The organism is Paenibacillus sp. Marseille-P2973 (assembly GCF_018101095.1).
In the GTDB taxonomy this organism is placed as follows: Bacteria; Bacillota; Bacilli; order Paenibacillales; family Paenibacillaceae; genus Fontibacillus; species Fontibacillus vini.
Genome location: NZ_JAGQEH010000002.1, coordinates 350,724 through 375,061 on the forward strand (window position 1 = coordinate 350,724; position 24,338 = coordinate 375,061).

The window sequence follows — 24,338 nt, forward strand, 5'->3', positions numbered from 1 at the left end:
CTCCTTTTATTCCGCCGGCCCCATGACAAACTGTTCTTGACCGCCTGTTGGCGAGTCGGCCCGGGAAGATGGTGGCGGTGACGCTTGAGTTGCTTGATATCCCGCATATTCTGCGGCCGATTGTGCCGATACCCCTCCAAGATCCGCTTCAAGACCAGTACGGGCGGAGTTGCTCAAGGCATGTTCGGCACGACCGACGATATTCGGGTCCTGCTTGATCAATTTCAGCACGGCCTCGTTGGCCGGGTACGTCGGAATAGCTTTTGCTTGAAGGCTTGGCTCCACATAGAGCAAGGCATAGATCGAGGCTTTATGCAAATAAGCGTCGACGATTGCGCTGGACAGCGACAGGATTTCCGATTCATTCAGGGTCATCGTAACCGTACCTGATGCTAACGAGTTCACCTTTTTTTTGGCCAACAATATGTAATCTTGTCCCGTCGGAAACTGGATACGCACATCAATGACGTCCTGCTCGCTAAGCGCTCCTGGAAGCTGGATAAAACCCATTTCACGGAAACGGAGATCGGAAGGCGTTGGCTCTTCCTCATATAAAAGCGTGCCTGTCAGCAGCGTATTCGGCTTAAGTGACAGCTTGACCGTTTTACCGGCGATTTGTTCTCTGGTCTTGAGCCAATCACTCGGTACGCTGCCTTCCGGCAATTCAACGGATACAAGGTCCTCCATAGAAATCACATGACCTGCCGGGAGTTCCCGGGCAGGCGCCCAGCCCTGAACCTTGGACCGGCCCGCCTCCTCCTGAAGAATGCGAATTTCAGCTTCCAATCTACCCTGCATTTCTATTCGGGCTTCTGTCATCTTCGAAGTTTTAACGAACATGAACCCGCCAAATATAAGTCCGGTTGCGATCACGCCAGCTAAGCCGGCATAAATTAGGTGCTTCGTTTTCCGTCTCATCCTGAACATTTATTCACTTCCTTTCCTGCGTCTTCGCCTCCAGCGTAGTCCGCTTCTCCCCTGTAGCACGCTTTGCGGAAACAATCCCCCGCATATTTCTGCCAGAGCAGATTCCATTTCCTTCCCCGGAGAAAAAGGATCATGCTCTGCTGGCAAGACGTATACTTTTCCCATACTAAAAGTTTTGCGGATACGCCGGACGGCATTCCTGGAACCAAACGGTATGCAGCATACCCAATTTTTTCTGACGGGACCCGAGCTCGCTTCGAAAGTCGCCAGATCCTCATGACGCCATTCCGCCGCCGGACAAACAAGAATGGACAGATCTGCACGGGCAAACTCCTCTAAATGTTCCTTGCGCCTGCCTGATCCGAGATCGCAGATCACATACTCGCCGCTTCCCGCAATCAAATCCAGCAATTCCTGTCGCGATGGAGCCCGGATGTAATCGACGCTCCGAAACCGGAAACGCTGCGGTCCCGCTTCGCGGGTAAATGCATCAGTCCCTTCCACAAGAACGGACATCGTCCGGAAAGCGTTGGATTTGACCTCCATCTCCACAACCGAGATCCTCTGCGTAAACTTGGATAACAGATGGGCCAATGCGATGCAGGTATGCGTTGTGCCGATACCGGGTGCCGCCCCCATTACGGCAATTACAATAGAGCGCGGCGTCCGACGGAAATCGCTCCGCCGTGCATCTTCCAGGTTTGCATTCTTTGCAGTTGCATTAGATAGCGTGCTTGCCACAGCTCTCAGTGCTTCCGCCGTCTCTTCCGCCGAAGAGTATCTGTTCTCCGGTTCATGTTGCAGAAGTCGCACAATAATCGGTTCCAGCAAAGCTAAACCTTTACGCCGGAGTATGGCCGCTGTCTCTTCCGACCAATAGGAATATTTGCACCCGGTTCCCAAATAGAGCAGCACGGCGCCAAGCGAATATAAATCCGTTCTGCCGTCCGTCTGTCGCCCTCCATACTGTTCCGGTGCCGCAAATCCGATCGTTCCGAGTTTAACCGTATCCTCAAGTGTTTCCTGTTTATATTTGCGGGCAATCCCGAAATCAACAAACATAATTTCTTCCTGCTCATCGATCAGCAGATTGGACGGCTTCAGATCCCGATGAATGATCGGCGGCTGAAGACTATGAAGATAATGTAGACCCTCACAAATCTGCAATCCGAGCCTGGCTATTTTGCCAGGGGTTAAAGCTTCTTTATTCCCCATTACATGCTTATCCAGATGAACACCCGCCACATAATCCATCACCAAGTATGAATATCCGCCCTCCATTTGAAAAAAATCTGAAATTCTCGGCAACCGATGATGATTTAACGAAATAAGCAGTTCAGCTTCATCCTCCAACCGGAGACCATGCTCCGGTGTAAACGGACTCTCCTTCACAGCCCAACGCTTCCCGGGCAGCTTCAAATCGGAGGCGAGATAAACCCGGCTCATGCCCCCTTCTCCAATAATTTTCTCCATCCTGTAGCGGCCTGCCAAAATCCCGCCGCGTTCATATTTCGGTATAAACGGCACCCGGCTCCCTCCTTTTTCGAAACGCAAAAAGGGAAAGTACCCATTGTCCTCCTCAGCTTAATAGAGCTGTAGACAGACAGGGATACTTTCCCTTAGTCGAATTGCATAATTTTGGAATCAGTATAGAACAAACTCACCGTGTTTGTAAAGCGATTTTCAAAAAAATATAATTCATGTGATTAATATTTAATCATGTATAATGTGATTTCGTCACGGTTGTGAAACAGTTGTTTAGCCCGTTGTACTTGAAGCTGAGCCTCTTGGAACGTTCCGATCACTTCATTGATAAGAGCCATCGGCTTTTTGCTGAGCAGCTTCACAGTAACGACTGCAGTTCCGCCCGGTACGAGTGCGTAGAGCAGCTCGGTCACCATTTTGGCCGTCAGCTTCGGGCTCCAGCTCATATCGCAGACGAGCAGATCGAATTGATGATCACGAAATTTCACGGCATTCGCATTTTTGCGAACATGGGTCAACCTTGGTGAAGCCATTACGTCAGGATGCAGTTTTGCAGGATCCACCGCAGTTACTTTGAGACCTCGTTCCAGCAAAAATGAGGTCCATCCGCCTGGCGCAGCTCCAATATCCAGCGCTTCACGGAACGCCGCGAAATCGATACCGAATACAGCCTCAGCTTCCAGAAGCTTAAATTTGGCACGGGAGATCTGACCTTCCTCGCGTTGAAAACGTACGGCTCCACCGTTCCAATCGGACAAATTATCTTCCGGCCGGGCAATTCCCGCGAAAATGCTGTCCTTAGCGGCGAATACGGAGACGATGTAATCGGCATCCTTAACCACATAATCCGCATCAAGCTCGCCGAGGCCGGCTTGCACTGCGTCCTTCAGTTCGGCGGCACTGCCTGCCCAAAGCGATTGAGGGGCTTTTCTGGTTTGGATAGCCACCTTGGCCCCCGACAGCCGGGATTCGCCCAACAAATAATGCTGTAGTTCACTCAACCAGCCATCGTTTTGTTGTTCTCCCAAATCAAGACGTCCTTCCGAGTTCCATTCCCATCCTACAAGAAATAAATGGCGGAGGAACATCGGCTCCGGATGACTTAACTGCGAAGTCACCTCTAAGGCTGTGGCTTTAAGCGTGGCGACGAATACTTCTCCAGGCACAAGCACCGTACTTTTAACGGCTCCGAACCTTCTTCTAAGTTCTTCCTGGGCGTAAGGAGCAAATCCGTGATTGGCCGTGCATAAGTATTTAGTAGTCGTCCCGTTTTGTTCCGGGACTTCCTGTTCGTACTCGTTGTTCAAACTAGCAACCTCCCGCTTTACGTTCAATCTCATCCAGCAAATCAAACGGAATGGGTCCGTTATGCAGGATGACATGTTCCGGCTTGTTCTGGTAAAGGATTTCGTACATGCTCTTTTTACCGTACATGCTAGAGGTATGCAGGTAAATCTCACGGGCATACAGTCCTTCCCGAGCCATGGCTGCCGCCACGTCGGAGCCGGTCTTCTCCCCTGGTCCCATATCGTAATCGAGCGACAGAATGTCGACTTCCATTAATCTCAGCAGTTCCAGACACTCATCCACGGACCTTGCCAATGTAAAGCCCTCCGGACATCGTCGAAAGTCGTCCATATATACATGAATCACAGTTGTTCTTCCTTTCCGCGGTATTTCCAGCACTAGGCTTCCACCCATCGCTTTACCCGTTCTATATCTTCTCTATAAGTTCCGTCTTCACCAGTTTCGCTCTCCAGAATCAGCGGTAGCCGCCGAATGGCCTTCATTTCAAACAATTTCAAAAAACCTTGTTCTCCGATGTAGCCTTGACCTACCCTGGCATGGCGATCTTTGCGGGAAAGGGCAGGATATTTCGAATCGTTTAGATGAACGGCAGCGAGGCCGTCCCAATATCCCAATTCTTCGGCCTTGGAAGCAAACTCCTTATCCCCTTCTCCCGTCCACATCCCGGCCGCAAAAGCATGGCACGTATCAAGGCAAAATCCGATCTGTTCAGGCGAAGTGCATAGCTTGCGGATTTGCACAAGCTCTTCCAAGGTCATGCCCATATCCCCGTGATCGCCGGCCTGGTTCTCAATCAGCAGCTTAGCATTGCCCTGCCAACCGTTTAGCACTTCATTTATACATTGTATAATATTTTGGTACCCTTGTAAGGGGTTTCTTTCCTTATATGTGCCAAAATGAACAACAATTCCCACCGAACCGCACGCCTCGGCAATCTCCAGATCATTGCGCAACGATGCTACCGTTCGTTCAAATTGTCCGCCCGCGTCCCCTGGAGTTGCCGCCAGATTGCTCGGATATGGAGTATGGGCCACGGATAGCAGGTCATACTTGCAGCTCAGTTCCCGGCAGCGCTCGGCATCCCTTTTATCGAAATTTTTTACCGTTAAACTGCGCGGGTTTTTGGGAAAATACTGAAAAGCTCCGGCACCGAGTCGATATGCGACCTCGGCGGCCTTGGCATATCCGCCTCTAATGCTAAGATGTCCTCCGACGCTTACTTTAACGGTCATACTGGCATCCCGGACTATAAAACACTTTACGTCCGTTCATTTCTGTCTTGACGATTTGATCGCCGCAGCGCGGACAAGCTTCTCCTTCCCGGTCATAAACGCGGCAAAGATCATTTGCTCCACCGGTCAGCGTATCTTCACTGGTCAACGGCATTTCCATATAGCCGCCGCCTTCGGTCATTTCTACGAGTACTTCTCTCATCGCCCGATATAGCCCCAAAAGATCTTCCTCGCTCATGTTTTGCAGCTTAGCAGTGGGTCTTAGCCCTGCGGCGAAAGCAATTTCGTCTGCATAGCAATTGCCGATTCCGGCAATAACGTCCTGATTCACCAGAACCGTCTTGATGCTCCCCCGACGCTTTCTCATTAGCTTCACGAAGATCTCTTCGTTCATCTTGCGGCCAAGCGGTTCAGGGCCCAAGTGCGCTAAAGAATCCTCCGCCTCTTTCGCACTAAGCAAATGCAAATATCCAAGTCTCAGGCCTATGAAATAAAGCACCAGATTGTCGCCGAAGACAATTTCAATTTGCGTACTTCTGGAGGGACGGTCTTCCTTTGATCCCAAATAAAGCAGCCCCCCCAGCATCAGGTGCAGAATCAGGCGCCGGCCATTGTCCAAATGGAACAGCAAATGCTTCGCACGCCGCTCGACAAAGATCACTTGTCTTCCGGTCAGTTCATTTACGAATACTTCCTGGTCCAAATTCAGCGACTTTTCCCGGTTTACGACCACCTCAGTAATAGGCAGATCCAAAATATGCTTTGAAAGCTGGATTCGATAGTTTTCCATTTCCGGCAATTCCGGCATGGTTCATCTTCCCTTTCGTTTTACAATGTAAATTAGCGTGTATTAGTGTGAGTTATTACAAATCAGCTTGCGGACTTCATCCAGGTTGCTGCAGATTAAATCCGGATTAACACCTGAGGAAGCTACAAAGCTAGGCAAGTTCTCTGCTGTTGTTACCCCGGTCAGTGTCAAGATCGTGCCGCAGCCGGCATTTACGCCCGCCGAGATATCGGTCAGCATATTGTCTCCGATAACGGCAACCTCTTCATTCCGAAGCCCCAAACGTGCGATAGCGTGCTTCATCAAAATATCCGACGGCTTGCCGATCACGATCGGCTCTACGCCGGACGCAGCCCGAATGGCCGCTGAAATCGTACCCGCACCCGGCATGAGACCGTCCTGGGACGGCAGCAGAAGATCCGGGTTAGTTAATACATAGCGGGCACCGCCCAGGATCCAGCGGGCAGCTTTCGTCAAGGTTTCATATGTAAAATTCCGGTCAATCCCCTGAACGACAAAATCGGGATGCTCCTTATCCAGTGTCAATCCAGCATTCTTTAACGTTGTAATCAACCCGGTTTCCCCGATCGGCGCCACCTTGCAGCCCGGCATTTGTCCGGCGATATATTCCGCTGCGGCGACGGCTGAGGTGCATACCTGCTCCTCTTTGGCCGGGATCCCCATCGCTTTAAGATGTTCAGCGACATCTTCCGGAGTTCGTGACGAGTTGTTCGTCACAAACAAAAAGGGAATGCCGTTATCCTGCAGTTCGGTGATTAAACGATCAGCCTCAGGTATCATACGGCTGCCGTGGTATAAAGTTCCATCCAGGTCGATTAAATATGCCTTCCAGGATAGGTTGGTTGTATTCATGTTTCCACCCTCTTGCTTCTCATTGTACATATATTAATAAAGGGCAAGCAAATTTCCCGCCCTTAATTCGCCATTCTTGTGTCAAAATATAGAAATCATGACTATCATTCGTCGAAAGAGATCGAAGCAGGCCAAATTTGGGACCGGCCCATATGGAAAAGATTGATACTGCCTGTCATTTCCTGCGCTTTCCCGGAAAATAATCATTCAGATTCTGCGGATCAGCCTCTTTATTCCCCGCTTCGCAGCACAGGATACACTACATGTTCCCGCGCTAGCTTCGTATTCGGAAATATCATCTCCGCTTCATGCAGCAGTCCTTGCAGCTGATCCTCATATTTATAACGAGAGCTGAAATGCGTAAGATAAAGATTTTTTGCACCAGCCTCTTTAGCAGCCTCCGCAGCCTGCCTTGCCGTACTATGATGATACGTGTGAGCGGTATCCGCCAGCTCATGCAAAAAAGTCGCCTCATGCACAAGAGCATCCGCATCCTTCGCCAATGGGATCACGGACGGGCAGGGCCGGGTATCCCCAAGGATTGTCACGACTCGCCCTTTCTTAGGACCGCCAAGCACTTCGGAAGGAGTTAGGGTCGTTCCATCGGGAGCAACAATACTCTCTCCTCTTTTCAACTTACCGTATAGGGGTCCCGGGGTAATGCCATGGCTTTTAAGCAATTCAATATCCAGCTTGCCCGGAAGATCCTTCTCGATAACCCGGTACCCGTAACTCGAGATCCGATGATCCAGCTTCGCCGATTCCACCCGGAACGTAGCATCTTCAAACAAACAGCCGCCTTCGTGCTCAACAATGTCTATTTTATAGCTGATCCGTGATTCGCTGAGATCCATGGCGGTATTTACAAACTTCTTAAGCCCCGGCGGGCCGTAAAGGGACAATGGGGTATCCCCTCCCTGATAAGCCCGGCTCGAGAGCAGACCGGGGAGGCCAAAGAGGTGGTCGCCATGTAAATGGGTAATAAAAATACTCTCCAGCTTGCTCAATTTGAGCGGGGAGCGGAGAATTTGATGCTGGGTTCCTTCCCCGCAATCAAACAGCCAAAAGGAACGACGTTCATCCAGCAAACGGAGCGCGAGTGACGTTACATTCCTCTCCAGGGAAGGTACCCCGGCGTTGGTTCCCATAAAATACAATTCCATCACGATGCCTCCCATCCTGCTTTTCATCTATATGAAACACATATCATTTGTACCAATATTATTGCCAAAACCCTCCGAAGATTCGGAGGGTTTCCTGGCCAATATCTTTAAGCTTTGTCCACGTTAAAATATTGGGCCTGCGGATGAGCAAACACCATAGCCGATACGGAAGCTTCCGGCTCCATCATGAATCCTTCCGTCAAATGAATCCCGATATCTTCGGGTTGCATCAGCTCAAACAGCGGCTGCTGGTATTCCAGATCCGGACAAGCCGGATAGCCGTAGGATACGCGAATCCCTTGGTATCTTGCGCCATGACGCTGCTTCATCGTCATCTCCTGCGGATCCGGGAAGCCCCAAATATCACGCATAATGTGGTGAACCCGCTCGGCCAACGCCTCAGCTGTTTCAAGCGCAACGGACTGCAGCGCATGGGATCGCAGATAATCCCCGCTCTCTTTCCATTGATCGGACAATTCCCGTATACCTTGTCCCGCCGTAACTACCAGGAATCCGACGTAGTCCATGACGCCGCTGTCGACCGACTTCAGAAAATCAGCAAGACACAGGAACGGCTCCACACGCTGTCTCGGGAACGTAAATGTTTTCAATATCTTTGTAGTATCGTTAAGATCGTAGATCAAGATGTCATCGCCCGATGACTGGGCCGGGAAAAACCGGTACATGGCCTGGGCGCGAATAATGCCCTTGTTAATGGCCTCTTGAAGGATCGTGTCGACCGTTTCTTTTAACTGTACGGCCTTATCATCTCCTTGGGCCAGCAATTGATCCACTGATCCCCGCAGTCCAAGATGATGTCCCAATAACATCTGCATATTGATATAAGGAATGATATGGTTAATTGGATAATCGCGAAGCACATGGCGATCCAAATCCGGCGGAATGAACACCGGCGCATCCGTCGAGATGTTCGATCTTACCGCACGGCTTAATTCCGGCAACGGTGCCGCTGGCGCGGCATTCGCATCCGCCGTCTTCTCGGCTTCTATATTTTGACGGATTAACTCCCTGTGTTCAGGGTCCATCAGCTTATTCGCCAAATCCAGGCCATCCATGGCATCCTTCGCATAAAGAACGAGACCGTTATACTCCGGACGGATCCGCGTTCTGGTGAACTTTCTCGTTAAAGCTGCGCCGCCTACCATAATCGGCACTTCAATGCCGGCATTTCGCAAATCTTGAGCCGTCGTTACCATTTGCTGGGCGGATTTCACCAAAAGACCCGATAAGCCAACCGCGTCTGGCAGCTCTTCCCGGCAGGCTTCGATAATGCGATCCGGTGGTACTTTTATACCCAAATTTATGATCCGGTAACCGTTATTGGAAAGAATGATCTCTACCAGGTTTTTTCCGATGTCATGGACATCTCCCTTTACGGTCGCAAGCAGAATTTTGCCTTTGACGGACGTCTCATTCTTTTCCATAAATTGTTCAAGATAAGCTACTGACGCCTTCATAACTTCGGCGCTTTGCAGAACCTCCGCAACGATCAGCTCGTTATTGTTGAAGAGCCTTCCGACTTCCTCCATCCCCGCCATCAACGGTCCGTTAATGACCTCAAGAGCGCTGTACCGCTTCAAGGCTTCTTCCAGATCCGGCAGGAGTCCTTCCTTTGTCCCTTCCACTACATAGGAAGCAAGACGCTCTTCCAGGGTTAAGTTGACGGCCTTGACCTGTTTCTCTACCTTTTTATTGCGGAATGCAGCCACAAATGCGGCAAGTGTTTCATCATTCGTATTGTATATCAGTTCCTCCGCCAATCGGCGTTCCTCTTCAGGAATGGAAGCATAGCGTTCCACTTTTTCCGTATTGACGATCGCATAATCCAGGCCCGCTTTGGTGCACTCATACAAAAAGACGGAGTTCAACACTTCCCGACCCGCTTCAGGCAAGCCAAAAGACACGTTACTTACACCGAGAACCGTATGACAGGCAGGTAAAGCCTCCTTGATAAGACGGATGCCCTCGATCGTCTCCTTCGCAGAGCCGATGTACTGCTCATCCCCCGTACCGACCGGAAAAACAAGCGGATCAAAAATAAGATCCTCGGCATTCAGGCCATACTTGTTGACCAGCAAGTCATGCGAACGCTTGGCGACCTCCAGCTTGTCCTCCCGCGTAATCGCCTGACCGCTTTCATCAATCGTACCGACTACAACGGCCGCGCCGTATTTATGAATAAGCGGGGTTACCTTCTCGAATTTTTCTTCTCCATCTTCAAGGTTAATGGAGTTAATTATCGATTTGCCTTGGCAATAGCTGAGCGCCAAATCCAGTACCTGCGGATCGGTCGTATCGATCATCAAAGGAACTTTAACTTTTTTAACGACCAGTTCAAGGAATAACTTAATATCTTCGGCTTCATCCCGGTCCGGGTCCTGGACGCAAACGTCGATAACCTGGGCGCCGTTCTTCACTTGAGCACGTGCGATTTCCGAAGCCTCTTCATATTTGCCTTCCACGATAAGCCGTTTGAATTTGCGCGAACCGAGCACGTTGGTTCTTTCGCCTACCATGTACGGACGGTTTGCAGATTCGACGTATACCGGATCGATTCCGGAAATTGCAGGCGGATGAGTCCCGGCGATAGCCCGGGGTTTAAACTGACTCATCTTGTCGGCAAGCGCCTTGATGTGAGCCGGCGTCGTTCCGCAGCAGCCGCCCGCAATGTTCAGCCAGCCTTGCTCCGCGAAGCCTGCCATCTTCTGGGCCAGTGAGTCCGGGGATTCGTGATAGTTGCCGTTCTCGTCCGGCAAGCCAGCATTGGGATGACAGCTTACGCCTGCCTTCGCCATCTCGGACAGCGTACGCACATGGTCCCGCATAAATTCAGGGCCGGTTGCGCAGTTCAAACCGACGGAGATCGGCTTTAAATGCTCCAGCGAAATATAGAAAGATTCAATATTTTGACCCGCTAGCGTCGTTCCCATAGGCTCGATTGTTCCGGAGATCATAAGAGGAAGCTTTTTACCGGTTGAAGCATAAGCGCGTGTAATCCCGATACTGCCGGCTTTAACATTCAGCGTATCCTGCGACGTCTCCAGCATCAGTGCATCCACCCCGGCCTCGATCAGGACGGCAGCCTGCTCCTCATAGCTGTTAATCAATTCATCAAACGTTACTCCGCCGGTTACGGACAAAGTCTTGGTCGTCGGACCCAGTGCACCGACTACATATCTCGGCTTGTCGGGTGTACTGTACTTCTCGGCAGCCTCAACCGCAAGGCGTGCAGCGGCGAGGTTGATTTCCCGCGTCCGATCCTGCAAATCATATTCGGCAAGCACTACGGAGGTCCCGCCAAACGTATTTGTCTCAATCAGGTCGGCCCCTGCCTCTAAATATCTCTCGTGGATGGACTGTATAATGTCAGGACGCGTGAGTACAAGAATCTCGTTACAGCCGTCCAGCTCATCGCCTCCGAAATCTTCCGCTGTCAGATTCTCTTGTTGGATCATGGTACCCATCGCTCCATCAAGGATCAATATTCGTTCTTTCATTAAGGATTCCAAGCTAGGTTTACTCATGATCAATACCCTCCCGTAAAACGTTAAGTTTTAGTTTATCAGAATGCAGCGTTTAAGGAAAGACACAATATGTATTCTGTACTCCGCGCCAGTCCTTAACTGATGGGTTTTTTACCGCAAAATAATATAAGCCGGCTGCACGCGGTTCCATGAACAAAGCGGAGTACAGCCCATAAAAAAGCTTATTAATCCCATAAATAAAATCAGGATACAAAACACGAACAAACTCACCCTTATGCTAAATAAAGTTCGTGAATTCATACATCAGCTAAAGGTCAGTTCCTTTATAAACAAAGACTGCCTCCTCCCATCGGAATAAAGGCAGCCTTTATTGAGTTTACTGTAAGGAATAACTTGTTCCTATTTCACCGTAAAATCGGCGGAAGGCATGGAATGCTGGTCACGAGCGGTAACATGGGAAATGACGTGATATTGGCCCGCTTCATCAAAAGAGGTCTCGAACACATATTTCCCGTTTCCGGATCCGGTTACGATCTCCTTGCTATGGTCCTCGTCCTTGTCGCCGTCCTTCCAAAATTCGAACATCACTTCACTGGCATCATCCACATTGTTTCCTTGATGTGTCACAGTTGCCTCAAAAGTTACCTTTGCTCCGATTTGAACCTCGGTCGGATCGACTTTAAGCTCCACTTTGATCGGTTCCAAATTATTGTCGGCAGAGGCATGATGAGCTTCATTCTCTTTTTTACCGCAACCGCCCAGCACTAGAAGCAGCACTGCAAGGCTGACCGGCAGCCAGAACATCCTTTTCAAGTTATTCCCTCCTAATTACTCTTTGATTTTTGATCACAATACAACTTAGACTTTTGATAAATTAACTAAATTTAGCAATAATATCGTGCAGTTGAGATAAATGCTGAATCTCATAGTCAGGGACGATTTCATCCGTACGGGATTTCCCGTCACGATTGACCCATACTGTCGTCATTCCGACGCTCAACCCGCCGCAAATATCGGTAGTCAGCTTATCCCCTACCATAAGGCTATCCTCAGGCTCAACGCCAAGACGTTCCACAGCGTGGCGGAAAATCGTGGAGTCGGGTTTACCTTTGCCGAATGCTCCGGAAATTACGATCGCATCAAAATAACCGGCGAGCTCAGGCACTCCATCCAGTTTCTCCTGTTGAAGGGCCGGGCAACCGTTCGTTAAGAGCAACAGCTTCACATTTCCCTTCAATTCGTTCAAAATGGTAAAGGTTTCTTCATATACATGCGGACGCGAGCGCCGTTCCCGGCCGAACTGCTCCGCCAGTTCTCCAGCCAAGACATCGTCGTCTACTCCCAAAGCCAATAAACCGCGTCTCCAGGATTCTTTACGGTATACCGGAGCGAGCTGTTCAAGCTGGCGAAATTCCGGTTGTTCCCCGGCGGTAAAATTCGCCCATAATCCCTCAAAAGGATTGATTCCGATCATTTTCGTAAACGGGAAGGTCTCATATGATTCATAAAGCTCACGCGCTTCTTTACGCACCGCCTGCTCCAGCTTAGCCGGATCGGTTCCGGCAGCATCCTTAGCACGGAGGCAAGTCGCTTCAAACGCTTCTCTCACACTTCGCTCATCCCACAATAAAGTATCGTCCAGGTCAAAACATACCGCTTTAATCGCCATTTCTCTTTACACTCTCCCCCGAATATATTCAGCTCATAAAAAACCTGCTATCTGTCTCTATTCCCGTTCAAACGTTACATGATGGACTTTTGCATATTGTTCCAAGCGATCACCCATAGCTGCCGTATCAAAACGGTTGCGAACGCGCAAAAATACCCAGTTATTTTCTTTCCCTTTCGGTACGATCATCACTTTGCTGCGATCAATTTTGATTTTGCTGATGTTGCTCGCTTGCAAGATCTTATCCCGATTGAACTTGGAGGTATAGAGCCATTCCTTGTTAATCCGCAAATACGGCTTTCTAAGGAAAATAGCCAGTGCCAAAATGAGATACAGCACGATCGTCAACCAAAACAATCCCGAATTTACTTCCGAAGCGCTTCCAACCAGGCCAACCGCAGCATACAGCAGAGCTAACAGTACCAAGACAGCAGGCAAGATCAGATTCCGTCCCTTGAAAATATCACCTTCACCCTTAGACCCCAATGCATTCCGGGAGTTTTGTCCTCCGCGGTTATTATTCAGGTTGGGACCCTTCCCCTTTTTGTTCATTCGAATCTGATTTCTTTCTACCTTTCTGTCAAACGAAGCCATGATCTTTCCTCCTAAAATGTATGGTTATGTATGCAAGGCCTGGCGGCCATGCTTTACTTATCCACGATTTCGATTGATTCGAGCTGTTGGCGGAAATTTCTCCGTATGTTCTGCAAGTAAGTTTCGCGCAGTTGGGCTCTTTCCAGCATCTCGTCTTCGGTCAAACCCTCTGCTTTATCTTTACGTGCCAGTTCATTAATACGGTTCACCAATGTATCTATATCCATGGTTTCCCTCCTGTTTCTTTAAATATTTCATAAGGCAACAATTCTTACTTTGACATGATAAAAAGAGCTTGTCAAGGCGAGTTGCCCTTGTACCAAGCTCTTAATAAAACATTCATATATATAAAGGAAAGTTCACGCAATTATATGCTTAATCTGGGAGAATTAGAGTGTCGCCCGCCTGTATGCCGCTGCTGTTTAACCCGTTAATCCGTTTAATGGCTTCAACATAAACTCTGGTGTCTTTGCCGCGAGGTTTATGATCAACGGCAATTTCCCACAAGGTATCTCCGGGTCTCACCACGAACGTAGCTGATTCAGTCCGGTCATGTCCATCGGAAGCCGCCGCAAAAGCCGAGACAACCCCTGTCCCTGTCAACATTAATACGATCAGCAACAAAGCAATCTTAACCATACTTCTGCCCAGCCTCGAACTTCTTATTCCATCAACCCAATTGGAACGGGTCGCTTGAGGTTTATCATAGATACTTTGATATGTACTGTATTTCAGCATATTCATCACTCCAAACAAATGTTCTTATATTTGTTTTTAATATAACACGAACACTTGTTTGATTCAATAGTTTTTCGAACAATTGTTCCCTTCTTATTTAGAACTTATGTTTGTACGAACGGAAGTTCTATGTTATAATTTTTCCAAACGTTACTAATGGGGTTGATGATCGTTATGTCCAAGGTGTCCAGCCGTCAACAGGCAATACTAGAATTTATCCGCAACGAGGTCCGAATGAAAGGCTATCCTCCTTCCGTACGTGAAATCGGCGAAGCAGTTGGACTAGCTTCCAGCTCAACGGTACACGGCCATCTAGACCGGCTTGAGAAGAAAGGCTTCATCCGCCGCGACCCGACTAAGCCTCGGGCCATCGAGCTTCTGGGTCAGGATGACTCCGATACGATCGGAATGTTCGCTCATAGCGTGACTCGCGTTCCGGTAGTTGGCAAAGTTACTGCAGGTGTACCGATTACGGCCACCGAGAACATAGAGGATTATTTCCCGCTGCCGGATCATTATTCAGCAGATGGCGAAGTTTTCATGTTATCCGTTATTGGAAACAGCATGATCGAAGCCGGGATTCATAATGGAGACTATGTGATCGTAAGGCAGCAACAGACAGCCAATAACGGCGATATCGTGGTTGCCATGACCGAAGACGATGAAGCAACCGTTAAGACCTTCTACAAAGAGAAGGATCACATCCGCTTACAGCCGGAGAATCCTACGATGGAACCGATTCGTCTGAAGCATGTGAGCATTCTTGGTAAGGTTGTCGGACTATTCCGTGATTTGCACTAATTATTGCTATTAAGCAGAGAGGCTTCCCTATTATGGGCAGCCTCTTTTGTTTGCAATAAGTTCTGAAATTTCTAACTCCTTTACACAGGCCACATATCATCATTTTGTAACTGCCGGTTCAATCCTGACCGTTCGCCCCGCCACAGCTTTCTTAGCCAAAGTCTGCGACGGTGGTATTTTTTCAGGGTAAGCACCATGTCCATCAGCTCCTTGCCCTTAGAGTGCCCGAAAAAACAAAAATCATGGATGAAATTTTGGGTCTTTGAGAAGCCTTGTTTTAGCAGACCTAACTGAAAATCGAAAAACCCACCATGCTCCATGCATGATGGGTAATAAGGAAAGATGTTGGACTTGATTATTACAATGGAATTGTAATCACGAATCAATGTCTTAGACTACTCTCAGCGAGGTTTATGAGTAAGAATATTTACAAGTTTATTGAATGGATCTCTAACAAAAAACCTGCGGACACCCCAAGGCTCATCAGCCGGTCCATACTCGATTGAAAAACCCGCCTCTTTCATTCGATTTAATGCCTCTTCGACATCATCTACTTCGATCGAGATATCGGGCACTTCCGTTGAATTCCCTCCTTCAGACATAAAGCTGATTTGCACGTCCATCTTTTCTTGGGAACCATAGGTAGTTATCCATCCAAGATCCATTAAGTTATCTAACCCCAGAATTTCCTGATAAAATTGTTTAGCTGCTTCAGTTTGCTCTGTATAAAAGTTAGCGACTATTCGTTTTACTTTCATAGGATCCCTCCTCAAGCTCTAGGAAACTCTTGATTTTATCAACTATTAATTTGTAAAACTCTTCATCATGAGGGACGAACTGTGCTTTTCCCGCCACTTTATTTACTTCGATTCTATTTCCCTGTTCATCCATAACAAATCCTTGCAAATCTATTTGATCCCGTTGGCCCATCCACAGCTCATAAAAATCAGAAAAGCGCGTCATAAACATCCCTGAAACCTCTTCACTTTGAACCGTAAAATCATCAAGCGGCCTGTTGTAATTATGTAAATATACATGAGCAATTTCTTTATCAATAAAATCATTTTTTACTACAATATAATCGAGTATACCCAATGAAATTAATTCATGGAAAGCAACGTCAATGCCGGTCTCCTCTTTAATCTCTCTTATTCCATCCGCTACAGATTCATTAAATAATAAATGGCCTGCGGCCGTAATATCAAATAAATTAGGATAATCCCGTTTATGTTCACTTCTGAGTTGCAAATAGATGTAGTCATCGAACTCATCCCTACTTATAAACCAGCAATGGAAAGCTTCATGCCAATAACCATGTTTATGGACTTCTTTTCTAGTTGCGACACCTATCGGCTCTCTTTGATCATTAAAAATATTGATAAGCTCAGAATCCATAACAACAACCTCCTGTTTTTGTTATAACGACCTCTTAAACACTTCAGTAGTTAGGAACGCCCCAGCCTATGGACCGCACAATTCATAGATTGGGGCGACCATTACAGTATTAACTTAATTAGTTTGATCTCGAAGTATGCTCTACAATAGAATCGACGATTAAATCCCAGTCATCATAATGAAGTTCATGCCCGGTACCCTCCAATGAAAGTAACACTGCGCCCGGGATTTCTTTGGCTAGATTTTGTCCGTGTTTAAAAGGAATGATAGGGTCCTCCGTGCCGTGTATAATCAGAGCGGGCACATTAATTTCACTTGTCCTAGCTAGATAGGATTCCCCGCCTGCCAGTAAGGCATGATTATTCATGCTGGCCATATTGCTGCCTCTTGCAAATTCATTTGCAGCCAAAACACCAATTTTCTTCTCATTAAAAAGATGCTTTGAACCCACAAGAATCCTTGATTTATCAATCGTAAATTTGATTACCGATGATTCGTCCTTCCAATCTATATCCCCTATATTCGAGAAAAAGTCCATTACCTTATCCTCCATCGGAGGGAGATGCGAAGCAAAGTTCGACGTGGCAAGGAGGGTAATTGTTATAACCCTTTCCGGGTGCCGAAGAGCTATCATTTGAGTCAGCATCCCGCCCATGGACATGCCCAGGATATGCGCTTGTTTTATTTCATAAGCATCCAATACTCTTACGGCATCATCAGCCATATCTTCGAAAGTATACTTCGGTTGGCCGGGTTCGTAAGTGGTTGAACGTCCAACATCGCGGTTATCGAAACGAAGAACAAAACGACCTGCATCTGCTAATCGTTGGCAGAATTCTTCCTCCCACCAAATCATCGAGGATTGGGCACCCATAATGAGCAAAATAGCCGGGTCATTCAGTTTTCCGAAAGTATCCGAGCACAGTTTAATGCCATCTATTTCAATAATTCGTTCGTTCACGTAAATCCCTCCAATTATATATATTAAAAACAAAAAACACAGGCTATTGGCCTGTGCTGTCAGTAATCGAATAGGAAATGGAGAATGTACGAAATAAATAGATTATTCTAATGACAGACTCTATTAGGTCAGTAAAAGAATAGATCCTTATAAATTTCGTTACATTTTCTTCAAATCCAGTCTATGCAATATGAGAATTGAGTTACCGCTGTTCTCACTCGCATATAACATATCTAGGTTACCGCGCAGGCAAACCATTCTTCGATTACTATGCACACAAATAGCCTTAAAGCATTGTAATATTCATTGTGCAAAGAATTTCGAAGAATTAGTTTAACACACGTAACCCCTCCGTTCGTATCAGATAAAGAGATGGTAACATCAATTATTTTCCATGTCAACCCTTGGTAATTCCTTAGAATTCTCGCGATCTTTACACAGATTTATTAGGATCATCATTTGTTTTACTTTTACTAAGGCTCCCTTAGGATCTCGAGAGCTCTTGAAGTCTTAATAAAATATTGGTGACATGCCCCTTTAAAATCACATTTATAAACAAACCTTCGTTAAATCTGTCTCCCCGAATATAGCTAGTCATTAATTTTCTAAGTGTTTCTAGATCTGCATTCATGATTTCACTGTACAAATCGTTGTTTATATCTTTAAATTCTTTATTGTCACTAATCCATTGAACCCAATCAAAAACTATTAAGAAATTAGTATCGCTTAGCTGTTTTCTAAACTCACTGACTTCTGAGCTCTCTACCCAATAACCTTTTTCCACAGTAAAAAAGATACTATCCGTATTCTGAAAGAATTCAAGATAGTCAATTAATATCTTAATCTCTTCTTTCGTTATACTCCCGTTGGATGGCATGTCTTTTCCCCACTCTTCTATTATTGGTTCTTATTCGAATGCCATTGAAGCGCTCTATTCTCCATTTCCTTAACAAATGGTTTTTTGGCTTGACTATAAAAACTTGTATCATCAAATCGTTCCGCTAATTCTACCTTCAGGTTTGTATAAAGTTCAACCTCATCCGGGTGTGATCTCAAATAGTCTCGAAAGATCAAATGCCTATGTATTTGCGGATTATCAAATTGGTAAAAATGGATATGATGACTTCGGTTCTCCCCGCCTTTTCGAAACAACCTTCTTCCGGGTAACCCCCACTCCCCGGCTACATCATACCCAAGCGAATTCATTTTCTCATTGAAGCTGTCGATTTTATTAATGTCCTTAACTATACACATCATGTCAATGACGGGTTTAGCCTTCATTCCTGGAACTGACGTACTTCCGAAATGCTCAAAAGTAATAATCTCTTCGCCAAAGATCAACTCTAATAAATTGACTTCTTCTTCGTATTTATGAATCCATTTATCATCATACTCAGTAAGACGAATCTTCATTAAACGTCCCCCTTAATGCTTTATCGTCCCATATTTGTACTTCAACATACCTTTCCGGCCCCTTCTTCCCTTCCGGGTTCCATTGTTGGGGTAGTCCGTACCGGTTTATAAGGTCCATAATTTCTGTCTTTGTGTATACCTGTCCCCTATACTCTTTACCGTCTTTATATCTCATTGTCGGAAACAAGTCCCCATACGTAAAACTTAGAATCTCAGGACTAAATTCCTCTAGATCTACGCGAAGTTCGCACCCATCTTTATACCATCCTTGGATCCATTCACATTTACCAAGCGTCATATAGTGAGGGTATTCCTTTTTCGGTTTTCCTCCCTTAGCGATAAACAGTTCTCGGGCCGTTTTTTCCAATTCTCTGCGAATTTTTAAATAATCGTCTGAACGATTGCTTGCAAATACATCAGGCTCCTGTTTTAACTTTCGAAGTACCTCTTCTCCAGCCTCTAGAGACAAACTTGATAAATTTTTGAATGGTCCATTCTCTCGTTCATAGTAGTGATACAAATAATACTTCATTGATAATCTCCCTTAGGTGTTCAAAGATTTCGACGGATGTTCATTGCTCATTATTAGGGTTGGTTTTCTTTAAAATTCCACTCTTGATAAAACTGATTTAAATACTCTTCCATAAATTTATGTCTTTTCTCCGCTAACTCTTTCGCATAATTTGTATTCATCAAATCTTTTAATTTCAATAGTTTTTCATAGAAATGGTATATTGCCGTTTTTCCATTCGATCTGTAATCCTTATCCGTGAAATCTTGTTCGGGATTATGGATTAGCTGTCCTTTCCAACCGGAATATACAAAGGTCCTGGCGATCCCTATGGCCCCTAGTGCATCCAATCGGTCAGCATCTTGAACAATTTGACCTTCAATGGTCTCCATTGGTTTATTCTGTCCGCCATTATATGAGATGGATGATATGATGGTTACGACTTTATCTATGCATTCTTTATCATCTATCCTCTGTTGCATCCAGTTCCGTACTTTATCTATACCTGCTTGTTTTGATTCATTTAATTTAACATCAGCTATGTCATGAAGAAGCGCTGCCAATTCACAAATAAAAATATCCGCGCCCGCCTGCTCGTTCTTTGCAATTTCTAAAGCTAAATTTCTAACCCGGTCACAGTGCCACCAATCATGACCTGACGGGTCAGGGCCCAGTTCTTCCTTCACAAAATCTTCTGCCAGCTTGATAAGTTCTTCATTGCTGTACATCTTTTGATCTCCTTTCCGGTTCACGAAAAGACTCGACTTCAGATAACTATCTATCTTAAGCTGGTTATTTGATTCATATGATGTTGATCATGCCAGATGAAATCCTTTAAATACTGAGTCACATTAAAATCGTTTCCATCCCCGTCTTTAAAATTCTGATTGATTATTTCCTCAGGCATAACTCGAATGGCAGAACTAATTTTTTCACGATATGAAACGGTTTCCCCTACCAATTCGCTTATAGTGATAGTCTTTGCGTAAACTACAGCTTTATTATTGAATTCATCATAATCGGTATGTTTAAGTGTAATAGATTTGCCCGAAGCAATCTTATGTATGGCTTCCTCGTAAAAAAACTTATCCCAGAGCATGATATGACAGACAATATCTTTGATCGTCCACTTCCCGGCTTCAATACTTGAATGCCAAAACTCTTCAGATTGATCCTGGAGGGACTGAACAAATTGGATCCATTCCTCAAAAGTAATAAGCAGTTCTTTTACCTCATTTGACATAGAAACTAACCCCTTTACGTTTTTTTAGCCGGCAAAGCGAAAACGCATTCAATTAGGCTTATTCCATTATAATACATCTCACTGACAAAGGGTGATTGCCCTTCACAGTGAATACGGTTTTAAACGATGAAATACATACAAGAACAGCAAGCTTCATATCTTTAAATGAATTTTATCGTTCGTAAATAGCGAAATTTGAGTAGCTTGAACAGTGCATTATGCATCAAAAAGATTGGGAAGGAGTTGTGCAGGATGGCTACGCTTCAAGAAGAGGGTACACTCGCTATCGGTTCCGGCCGCATCTTGCTCTCGCTTGCTGAATCATGGTATGAATCCGGTTTGTCTGATCTCGCGGTTTATGTAACAAATAAGGAATCAACAGACACCGAAGAAAAAGAGGAGCCGGATTGGAGGGCAATCGTTCAGCCTTTTCAATTTATATTGTACATTTCAGAGCATGGTGATTGGGACGAACTTCGGTGTATTCAACTTGCTTGCATGGCGGAAAGGAAACAAATGCTCCCTGCCATCGTCATAAGAGGAATTGGAATGGCAGGTCCGTTGCTGGACCCTGACGGAGACGGCCAATGGGAATCAGCATGGAGGAGAATCCATTACTCCGCTTTTCCCGAAAAGCAAACGCCGGTGGTCTTCTCCAGTGCGGCTATTGGAATCTTAACAAGTATACTAGTTCATGTAAGGCATAAAGACATTACGTATGAACATGAAATGGACTATAGGAATCATTGCTTCTTACTCGACCCCTTAACGCTAACTGGAGGCTGGCATTCTGTACTCTCACATCCTTTAGTATCCGGGTTTACCTTGGCCCATCCGGTGACGGATATAGCGCGTAGGCTGCTAATTAATCATGAAAAGATAAGTCCGGAGGTATGGTTTACGGCGTTCAACCAACTGACTTCCAAGGTAACCGGAATCTTTCATGCATGGGAAGAGTCGGACTTAATTCAGCTTCCGCTGGCCCAGTGTCTTGTTCAACCTGTAGACCCCTTGCCCCAAGAATCTGAGCAGCTCTTACCTACCATTATCAGGAGTGGACTGACGCATGTTGAGGCTCGGCGAGAATCGGGATTGGCTGGGTTAGAAGCTTATGTGACCCGCCTGATTCCGCGGCTATTTGCCAACTTACTTGATGATAAGCAAGAAAGAATCAGCATTGGAGCTGGATGCGATATTAATGAAGCCGTAGGCCGTGGGCTTAGGGCTTGTTTAACGAAAGAGTTAAGTAAGCGGATTGTGTCTGATGGACCGATTGTTGTTCAGCGTATTGCATGCCCGCAAATGGAAGACATCCGTAGTCAGTATTACTCAAAAGCATTAACCACCTTGGAAAGGGAACCTCTTATTGCAGTAGGTGAGCCGGTGTTCGGTTTTCCGACCGTCTGGGTCTGCGCAGATTCGTCATGGTATGGTAGCGTGGATCTTAGTTTCACGCATGCACTTCGCCAATCACTGCTGAAGGCACTGAGTATAACCGAGCCCACAGCGGTCCCTCCCCTTCTACAAAAAGGTCATGATGATTACAACTTTCCTATTTCTGAAGTCGGTGATCCTCCAAGCTATAGTTCATTGATAGTCTCAGCCATGGAGACTCTGAAGCATTCGCATAAGTGCCTTGAGGTATTTGAAGTGCATAATGAATCGTTGTGGGGAAAAGGGCCGTTCGTAGCCTACGGTGTAGTTCTTGGAGAGGAGGAATCTTCATGAATTCTGTCGCTATTATTGGGGAGGGAACGCTTGCCGCAGCTGTATCTAAACTTTTATCTGAATACTCGCCTATTCAAAGAAAGGATTTTAGTGAAGAGATTCCCGCAGTAGACTTGGTCTTGGTGCTGAATGATGAGGATAACTCCTCCACGATTTATGAAGCTGAACAAAAACTGACTTCGCGTGGCATTGCATGGTTAAGCGCCTATATATCTCTAGGAGAAGGAATCATAGGGCCGTTAAGGGTTCCTGGAACGACCGGATGTTTCCAATGTGCAGAAACGCGATTATCCTTAGCGGGGAGCAATCGGAAAGAGGTCGAGGATTTACTTTTGAAGCTCGTGTCTGAAGATTATGTTTCCTCTAATACTGTTGAGGTATCTCCGGCGGTTGCTTGTTATATGGCGCATATTATCTCCTCGGAAACGGATAAGGTCTTGCGAGGCGATAGAGCAAATACGGAAGAACATCTCTATTTGGTCAACTTGGATCATCTGAGCTGCTCGATCCATTATGTCATGCCGCTCGGGACTTGTTCCGTTTGCGGGCAATTGCCGGATGACTCCGCTGAATTAGCGGAAATAGCACTACAGAAGTGCCTAAAGGCGGGCAACAGTTACCGAAGCCGCTCAATAAATGATTTAAAGAGTGTTTTACTTAGAGATTACTGGGACCGTCGTACAGGAATTTTTAACGATAAAAAGTGGGGGCTCGACTCTGTCTTTGCCATGGCCGGTGTAAACCTTCCGTTAGGTTTTTACGATGAGGTTACTGGGGGGCGATCACACTCTTATGTAGAAAGCGAGCTTGCGGGGATCTTAGAAGGGCTGGAGCGTTATTGCGGCGTGACTCCTCGTGGCAAGCGAACCATCGTGCAGGGCAGCTATTCACAACTTAAGGATACCGCCCTGGATCCGAATGTGGTAGGGCTTCATGCAGAGGAACAGTACAATCAGCCTGACTTTCCTTTTAGCCCATATGATCCGGAAGCTCCAATGGAATGGGTCTGGGGATATTCGTTTCTACATTCACGTCCTGTTCTGGTCCCTGAACTGCTGGCGTATTATAGCATGGGTGAAGGAGAAGGATTTGTGTATGAGAACTCCAATGGGTGTGCTGTAGGAGGAAGCCTGGAGGAGGCCATTTTGTATGGGATTTTCGAAGTGGTTGAGAGAGATTCCTTTCTGATGACCTGGTTTGGGAAACTCCCTGCTCCCCGGCTTGACTATGATTCTTCTCGAGACCCGGAGCTGATCCTGATGATTCAACGTTTACAAGCGGTTACTGGTTATGAAGTGAGCTTATACAACACCACAATGGAAAACGGAATTCCCAGCATATGGGCAATCGCAAAAGGAAACGCAGCACATAACGTAAATCTTCTCTGTTCTGCTGGAGCTCATCTCGATCCAATTCGGGCGGCCAAGAGCGCCATACACGAGCTGGCGGGCATGATCCCGGCGGCGGAGAAGAGATTGAACGCACGAAGACCAGAAGCCGAAGCTATGCTTCAAGACTCATACCTTGTGCAGCATATGGAAGATCACTCCCTGCTCTATAGCTTGCCACAGGCAGAAGAACGGCTTCATTTTTTAATGGATGAACAGAACCTCCTCCGAACTTTTGCAGAAGAGTTTCCTTCGATTCCTTGGCAAGAAGATTTAACAGAGGACTTAAAACAAATACTTCAAGTTTTCCTCCGTCTTCAGATGGATGTCATTGTTGTTGACCAGTCATCGAGCGAGACGCTACGCAATGGACTCCATTGTGTGAAGGTGCTTATACCGGGAATGTTACCCATGACATTTGGTCACCATCTTACCCGGCTTCATGGGCTAAATCGGGTATTGGACATACCGATGAAGTTAGGTTATACAGACCACAGGCTGACTCTGCAGGAGCTCAATCCTTATCCGCATCCATTTCCTTAGGCAAGGGCAAAATTCTTAAGGCATTCGCCGTATTTCTAGACAGGAGTCCAATCCACCTGCCGTGTACATTCAT

Annotated in this window: 26 protein-coding genes; 3 read left to right on the forward strand and 23 right to left on the reverse strand. The window is 46.5% G+C overall.

Annotation, left to right across the window (positions count from 1 at the left end; genetic code table 11):
• Positions 1–6: 6 nt before the first annotated feature.
• From KB559_RS05145 to KB559_RS05210, 14 genes are all read right to left on the reverse strand, one after another.
• Complete coding sequence (locus tag KB559_RS05145) at positions 7–927, reverse strand: SAF domain-containing protein (protein ID WP_211020641.1); 921 nt, start codon at positions 925–927, stop codon at positions 7–9.
• Positions 928–2,454, reverse strand: coding sequence for a protein kinase domain-containing protein (locus KB559_RS05150; protein ID WP_211020642.1), 1,527 nt, complete (start codon positions 2,452–2,454; stop codon positions 928–930). It abuts the gene before it with no gap.
• A 179-nt stretch (positions 2,455–2,633) separates the two neighbouring features.
• Positions 2,634–3,719, reverse strand: a complete 1,086-nt coding sequence (locus tag KB559_RS05155; protein ID WP_247681583.1) for an SAM-dependent methyltransferase — start codon at positions 3,717–3,719, stop codon at positions 2,634–2,636.
• Position 3,720: 1 nt separating this feature from the next.
• On the reverse strand, positions 3,721–4,062 hold the full coding sequence (locus KB559_RS05160; RefSeq protein WP_211020961.1) for a cyclic-phosphate processing receiver domain-containing protein: 342 nt from the start codon (positions 4,060–4,062) through the stop codon (positions 3,721–3,723).
• 35 nt (positions 4,063–4,097) lie between these two features.
• Complete coding sequence (locus KB559_RS05165; RefSeq protein ID WP_211020644.1) at positions 4,098–4,952, reverse strand: deoxyribonuclease IV; 855 nt, start codon at positions 4,950–4,952, stop codon at positions 4,098–4,100.
• Complete coding sequence (locus KB559_RS05170; RefSeq protein WP_211020645.1) at positions 4,942–5,760, reverse strand: Fpg/Nei family DNA glycosylase; 819 nt, start codon at positions 5,758–5,760, stop codon at positions 4,942–4,944. The genes KB559_RS05165 and KB559_RS05170 overlap by 11 nt, the downstream gene beginning before the upstream one ends.
• Before the next feature lie 42 nt (positions 5,761–5,802).
• Positions 5,803–6,612 carry a TIGR01457 family HAD-type hydrolase gene (locus KB559_RS05175; RefSeq protein ID WP_211020646.1) on the reverse strand — a complete coding sequence of 270 codons (810 nt, stop codon included), beginning with the start codon at positions 6,610–6,612 and terminating at the stop codon, positions 5,803–5,805.
• A 230-nt stretch (positions 6,613–6,842) separates the two neighbouring features.
• On the reverse strand, positions 6,843–7,775 hold the full coding sequence (gene rnz / locus KB559_RS05180) for a ribonuclease Z (RefSeq protein ID WP_211020962.1): 933 nt from the start codon (positions 7,773–7,775) through the stop codon (positions 6,843–6,845).
• A 107-nt stretch (positions 7,776–7,882) separates the two neighbouring features.
• Positions 7,883–11,320, reverse strand: coding sequence for a methionine synthase (gene metH, locus KB559_RS05185; protein WP_211020647.1), 3,438 nt, complete (start codon positions 11,318–11,320; stop codon positions 7,883–7,885).
• Positions 11,321–11,680: 360 nt separating this feature from the next.
• Entirely contained in the window at positions 11,681–12,085 is a 405-nt protein-coding gene (locus tag KB559_RS05190) for a FixH family protein (RefSeq protein ID WP_211020963.1), read from the reverse strand.
• Positions 12,086–12,155: 70 nt separating this feature from the next.
• Positions 12,156–12,950, reverse strand: a complete 795-nt coding sequence (locus tag KB559_RS05195) for an HAD family hydrolase (protein ID WP_211020648.1) — start codon at positions 12,948–12,950, stop codon at positions 12,156–12,158.
• A gap of 57 nt (positions 12,951–13,007) precedes the next feature.
• Complete coding sequence (locus KB559_RS05200) at positions 13,008–13,544, reverse strand: hypothetical protein (protein WP_211020649.1); 537 nt, start codon at positions 13,542–13,544, stop codon at positions 13,008–13,010.
• Positions 13,545–13,597: 53 nt separating this feature from the next.
• The gene (locus KB559_RS05205; protein ID WP_211020650.1) at positions 13,598–13,771 is read right to left on the reverse strand and encodes a DUF896 domain-containing protein; all 174 of its coding nucleotides are present in this window, start codon (positions 13,769–13,771) and stop codon (positions 13,598–13,600) included.
• A gap of 148 nt (positions 13,772–13,919) precedes the next feature.
• Complete coding sequence (locus KB559_RS05210; protein ID WP_211020651.1) at positions 13,920–14,282, reverse strand: LysM peptidoglycan-binding domain-containing protein; 363 nt, start codon at positions 14,280–14,282, stop codon at positions 13,920–13,922.
• A 174-nt stretch (positions 14,283–14,456) separates the two neighbouring features.
• On the opposite strand from KB559_RS05210, the gene lexA reads away from it, so the two are divergent.
• Positions 14,457–15,083, forward strand: a complete 627-nt coding sequence (lexA, locus tag KB559_RS05215) for a transcriptional repressor LexA (RefSeq protein ID WP_211020964.1) — start codon at positions 14,457–14,459, stop codon at positions 15,081–15,083.
• A gap of 80 nt (positions 15,084–15,163) precedes the next feature.
• Here the strand turns inward: lexA and KB559_RS05220 are convergent, their stop codons facing one another.
• From KB559_RS05220 to KB559_RS05260, 9 genes are all read right to left on the reverse strand, one after another.
• Complete coding sequence (locus tag KB559_RS05220; protein WP_211020652.1) at positions 15,164–15,403, reverse strand: hypothetical protein; 240 nt, start codon at positions 15,401–15,403, stop codon at positions 15,164–15,166.
• A gap of 81 nt (positions 15,404–15,484) precedes the next feature.
• On the reverse strand, positions 15,485–15,841 hold the full coding sequence (locus KB559_RS05225; RefSeq protein ID WP_211020653.1) for a VOC family protein: 357 nt from the start codon (positions 15,839–15,841) through the stop codon (positions 15,485–15,487).
• A complete protein-coding gene (locus KB559_RS05230; RefSeq protein ID WP_211020654.1) occupies positions 15,816–16,478 on the reverse strand; it encodes an NUDIX hydrolase in 663 nt (220 codons plus the stop codon). Before KB559_RS05230 ends, KB559_RS05225 begins: the two co-directional genes overlap by 26 nt.
• A gap of 118 nt (positions 16,479–16,596) precedes the next feature.
• The gene (gene mle / locus KB559_RS05235; protein WP_211020655.1) at positions 16,597–17,439 is read right to left on the reverse strand and encodes an alpha/beta fold macrolide esterase; all 843 of its coding nucleotides are present in this window, start codon (positions 17,437–17,439) and stop codon (positions 16,597–16,599) included.
• A gap of 484 nt (positions 17,440–17,923) precedes the next feature.
• Positions 17,924–18,316 (reverse strand): DUF6508 domain-containing protein, encoded by a 393-nt coding sequence (locus tag KB559_RS05240; protein ID WP_211020656.1) that lies wholly within the window; start codon positions 18,314–18,316, stop codon positions 17,924–17,926.
• Between the two features lie 20 nt (positions 18,317–18,336).
• The gene (locus KB559_RS05245; RefSeq protein WP_211020657.1) at positions 18,337–18,852 is read right to left on the reverse strand and encodes a GrpB family protein; all 516 of its coding nucleotides are present in this window, start codon (positions 18,850–18,852) and stop codon (positions 18,337–18,339) included.
• The gene (locus KB559_RS05250) at positions 18,833–19,384 is read right to left on the reverse strand and encodes a hypothetical protein (RefSeq protein WP_211020658.1); all 552 of its coding nucleotides are present in this window, start codon (positions 19,382–19,384) and stop codon (positions 18,833–18,835) included. Before KB559_RS05250 ends, KB559_RS05245 begins: the two co-directional genes overlap by 20 nt.
• Positions 19,385–19,437: 53 nt before the next feature.
• On the reverse strand, positions 19,438–20,115 hold the full coding sequence (locus tag KB559_RS05255) for an HD domain-containing protein (protein ID WP_373316822.1): 678 nt from the start codon (positions 20,113–20,115) through the stop codon (positions 19,438–19,440).
• A gap of 26 nt (positions 20,116–20,141) precedes the next feature.
• Positions 20,142–20,606 carry a DinB family protein gene (locus KB559_RS05260; RefSeq protein WP_211020660.1) on the reverse strand — a complete coding sequence of 155 codons (465 nt, stop codon included), beginning with the start codon at positions 20,604–20,606 and terminating at the stop codon, positions 20,142–20,144.
• A gap of 252 nt (positions 20,607–20,858) precedes the next feature.
• Between KB559_RS05260 and KB559_RS05265 the strand changes: the two genes are divergently transcribed.
• Together KB559_RS05265 and KB559_RS05270 are read left to right on the forward strand one after the other, a co-directional pair.
• Complete coding sequence (locus tag KB559_RS05265; protein ID WP_211020661.1) at positions 20,859–22,334, forward strand: hypothetical protein; 1,476 nt, start codon at positions 20,859–20,861, stop codon at positions 22,332–22,334.
• Positions 22,331–24,265 carry a TOMM precursor leader peptide-binding protein gene (locus KB559_RS05270; protein WP_211020662.1) on the forward strand — a complete coding sequence of 645 codons (1,935 nt, stop codon included), beginning with the start codon at positions 22,331–22,333 and terminating at the stop codon, positions 24,263–24,265. The genes KB559_RS05265 and KB559_RS05270 overlap by 4 nt, the downstream gene beginning before the upstream one ends.
• Positions 24,266–24,338 lie beyond the last annotated feature (73 nt).

What these genes read in the sequence shown, in the direction of transcription:
- KB559_RS05145 (WP_211020641.1), bottom strand. Translation starts at nt 927, where the DNA reads ATGTTCAGGATGAGACGGAAAACGAAGCACCTAATTTATGCCGGCTTA.
- KB559_RS05165 (WP_211020644.1), bottom strand. Translation starts at nt 4,952, where the DNA reads ATGACCGTTAAAGTAAGCGTCGGAGGACATCTTAGCATTAGAGGCGGA.
- KB559_RS05170 (WP_211020645.1), bottom strand. Translation starts at nt 5,760, where the DNA reads ATGCCGGAATTGCCGGAAATGGAAAACTATCGAATCCAGCTTTCAAAG.
- KB559_RS05175 (WP_211020646.1), bottom strand. Translation starts at nt 6,612, where the DNA reads ATGAATACAACCAACCTATCCTGGAAGGCATATTTAATCGACCTGGAT.
- rnz (WP_211020962.1), bottom strand. Translation starts at nt 7,775, where the DNA reads ATGGAATTGTATTTTATGGGAACCAACGCCGGGGTACCTTCCCTGGAG.
- metH (WP_211020647.1), bottom strand. Translation starts at nt 11,320, where the DNA reads ATGAGTAAACCTAGCTTGGAATCCTTAATGAAAGAACGAATATTGATC.
- KB559_RS05190 (WP_211020963.1), bottom strand. Translation starts at nt 12,085, where the DNA reads ATGTTCTGGCTGCCGGTCAGCCTTGCAGTGCTGCTTCTAGTGCTGGGC.
- KB559_RS05195 (WP_211020648.1), bottom strand. Translation starts at nt 12,950, where the DNA reads ATGGCGATTAAAGCGGTATGTTTTGACCTGGACGATACTTTATTGTGG.
- KB559_RS05200 (WP_211020649.1), bottom strand. Translation starts at nt 13,544, where the DNA reads ATGGCTTCGTTTGACAGAAAGGTAGAAAGAAATCAGATTCGAATGAAC.
- KB559_RS05205 (WP_211020650.1), bottom strand. Translation starts at nt 13,771, where the DNA reads ATGGATATAGATACATTGGTGAACCGTATTAATGAACTGGCACGTAAA.
- KB559_RS05210 (WP_211020651.1), bottom strand. Translation starts at nt 14,282, where the DNA reads ATGCTGAAATACAGTACATATCAAAGTATCTATGATAAACCTCAAGCG.
- lexA (WP_211020964.1), top strand. Translation starts at nt 14,457, where the DNA reads ATGTCCAAGGTGTCCAGCCGTCAACAGGCAATACTAGAATTTATCCGC.
- KB559_RS05220 (WP_211020652.1), bottom strand. Translation starts at nt 15,403, where the DNA reads ATGGAGCATGGTGGGTTTTTCGATTTTCAGTTAGGTCTGCTAAAACAA.
- KB559_RS05225 (WP_211020653.1), bottom strand. Translation starts at nt 15,841, where the DNA reads ATGAAAGTAAAACGAATAGTCGCTAACTTTTATACAGAGCAAACTGAA.
- KB559_RS05230 (WP_211020654.1), bottom strand. Translation starts at nt 16,478, where the DNA reads ATGGATTCTGAGCTTATCAATATTTTTAATGATCAAAGAGAGCCGATA.
- KB559_RS05240 (WP_211020656.1), bottom strand. Translation starts at nt 18,316, where the DNA reads ATGCCATCCAACGGGAGTATAACGAAAGAAGAGATTAAGATATTAATT.
- KB559_RS05245 (WP_211020657.1), bottom strand. Translation starts at nt 18,852, where the DNA reads ATGAAGATTCGTCTTACTGAGTATGATGATAAATGGATTCATAAATAC.
- KB559_RS05250 (WP_211020658.1), bottom strand. Translation starts at nt 19,384, where the DNA reads ATGAAGTATTATTTGTATCACTACTATGAACGAGAGAATGGACCATTC.
- KB559_RS05260 (WP_211020660.1), bottom strand. Translation starts at nt 20,606, where the DNA reads ATGTCAAATGAGGTAAAAGAACTGCTTATTACTTTTGAGGAATGGATC.
- KB559_RS05265 (WP_211020661.1), top strand. Translation starts at nt 20,859, where the DNA reads ATGGCTACGCTTCAAGAAGAGGGTACACTCGCTATCGGTTCCGGCCGC.
- KB559_RS05270 (WP_211020662.1), top strand. Translation starts at nt 22,331, where the DNA reads ATGAATTCTGTCGCTATTATTGGGGAGGGAACGCTTGCCGCAGCTGTA.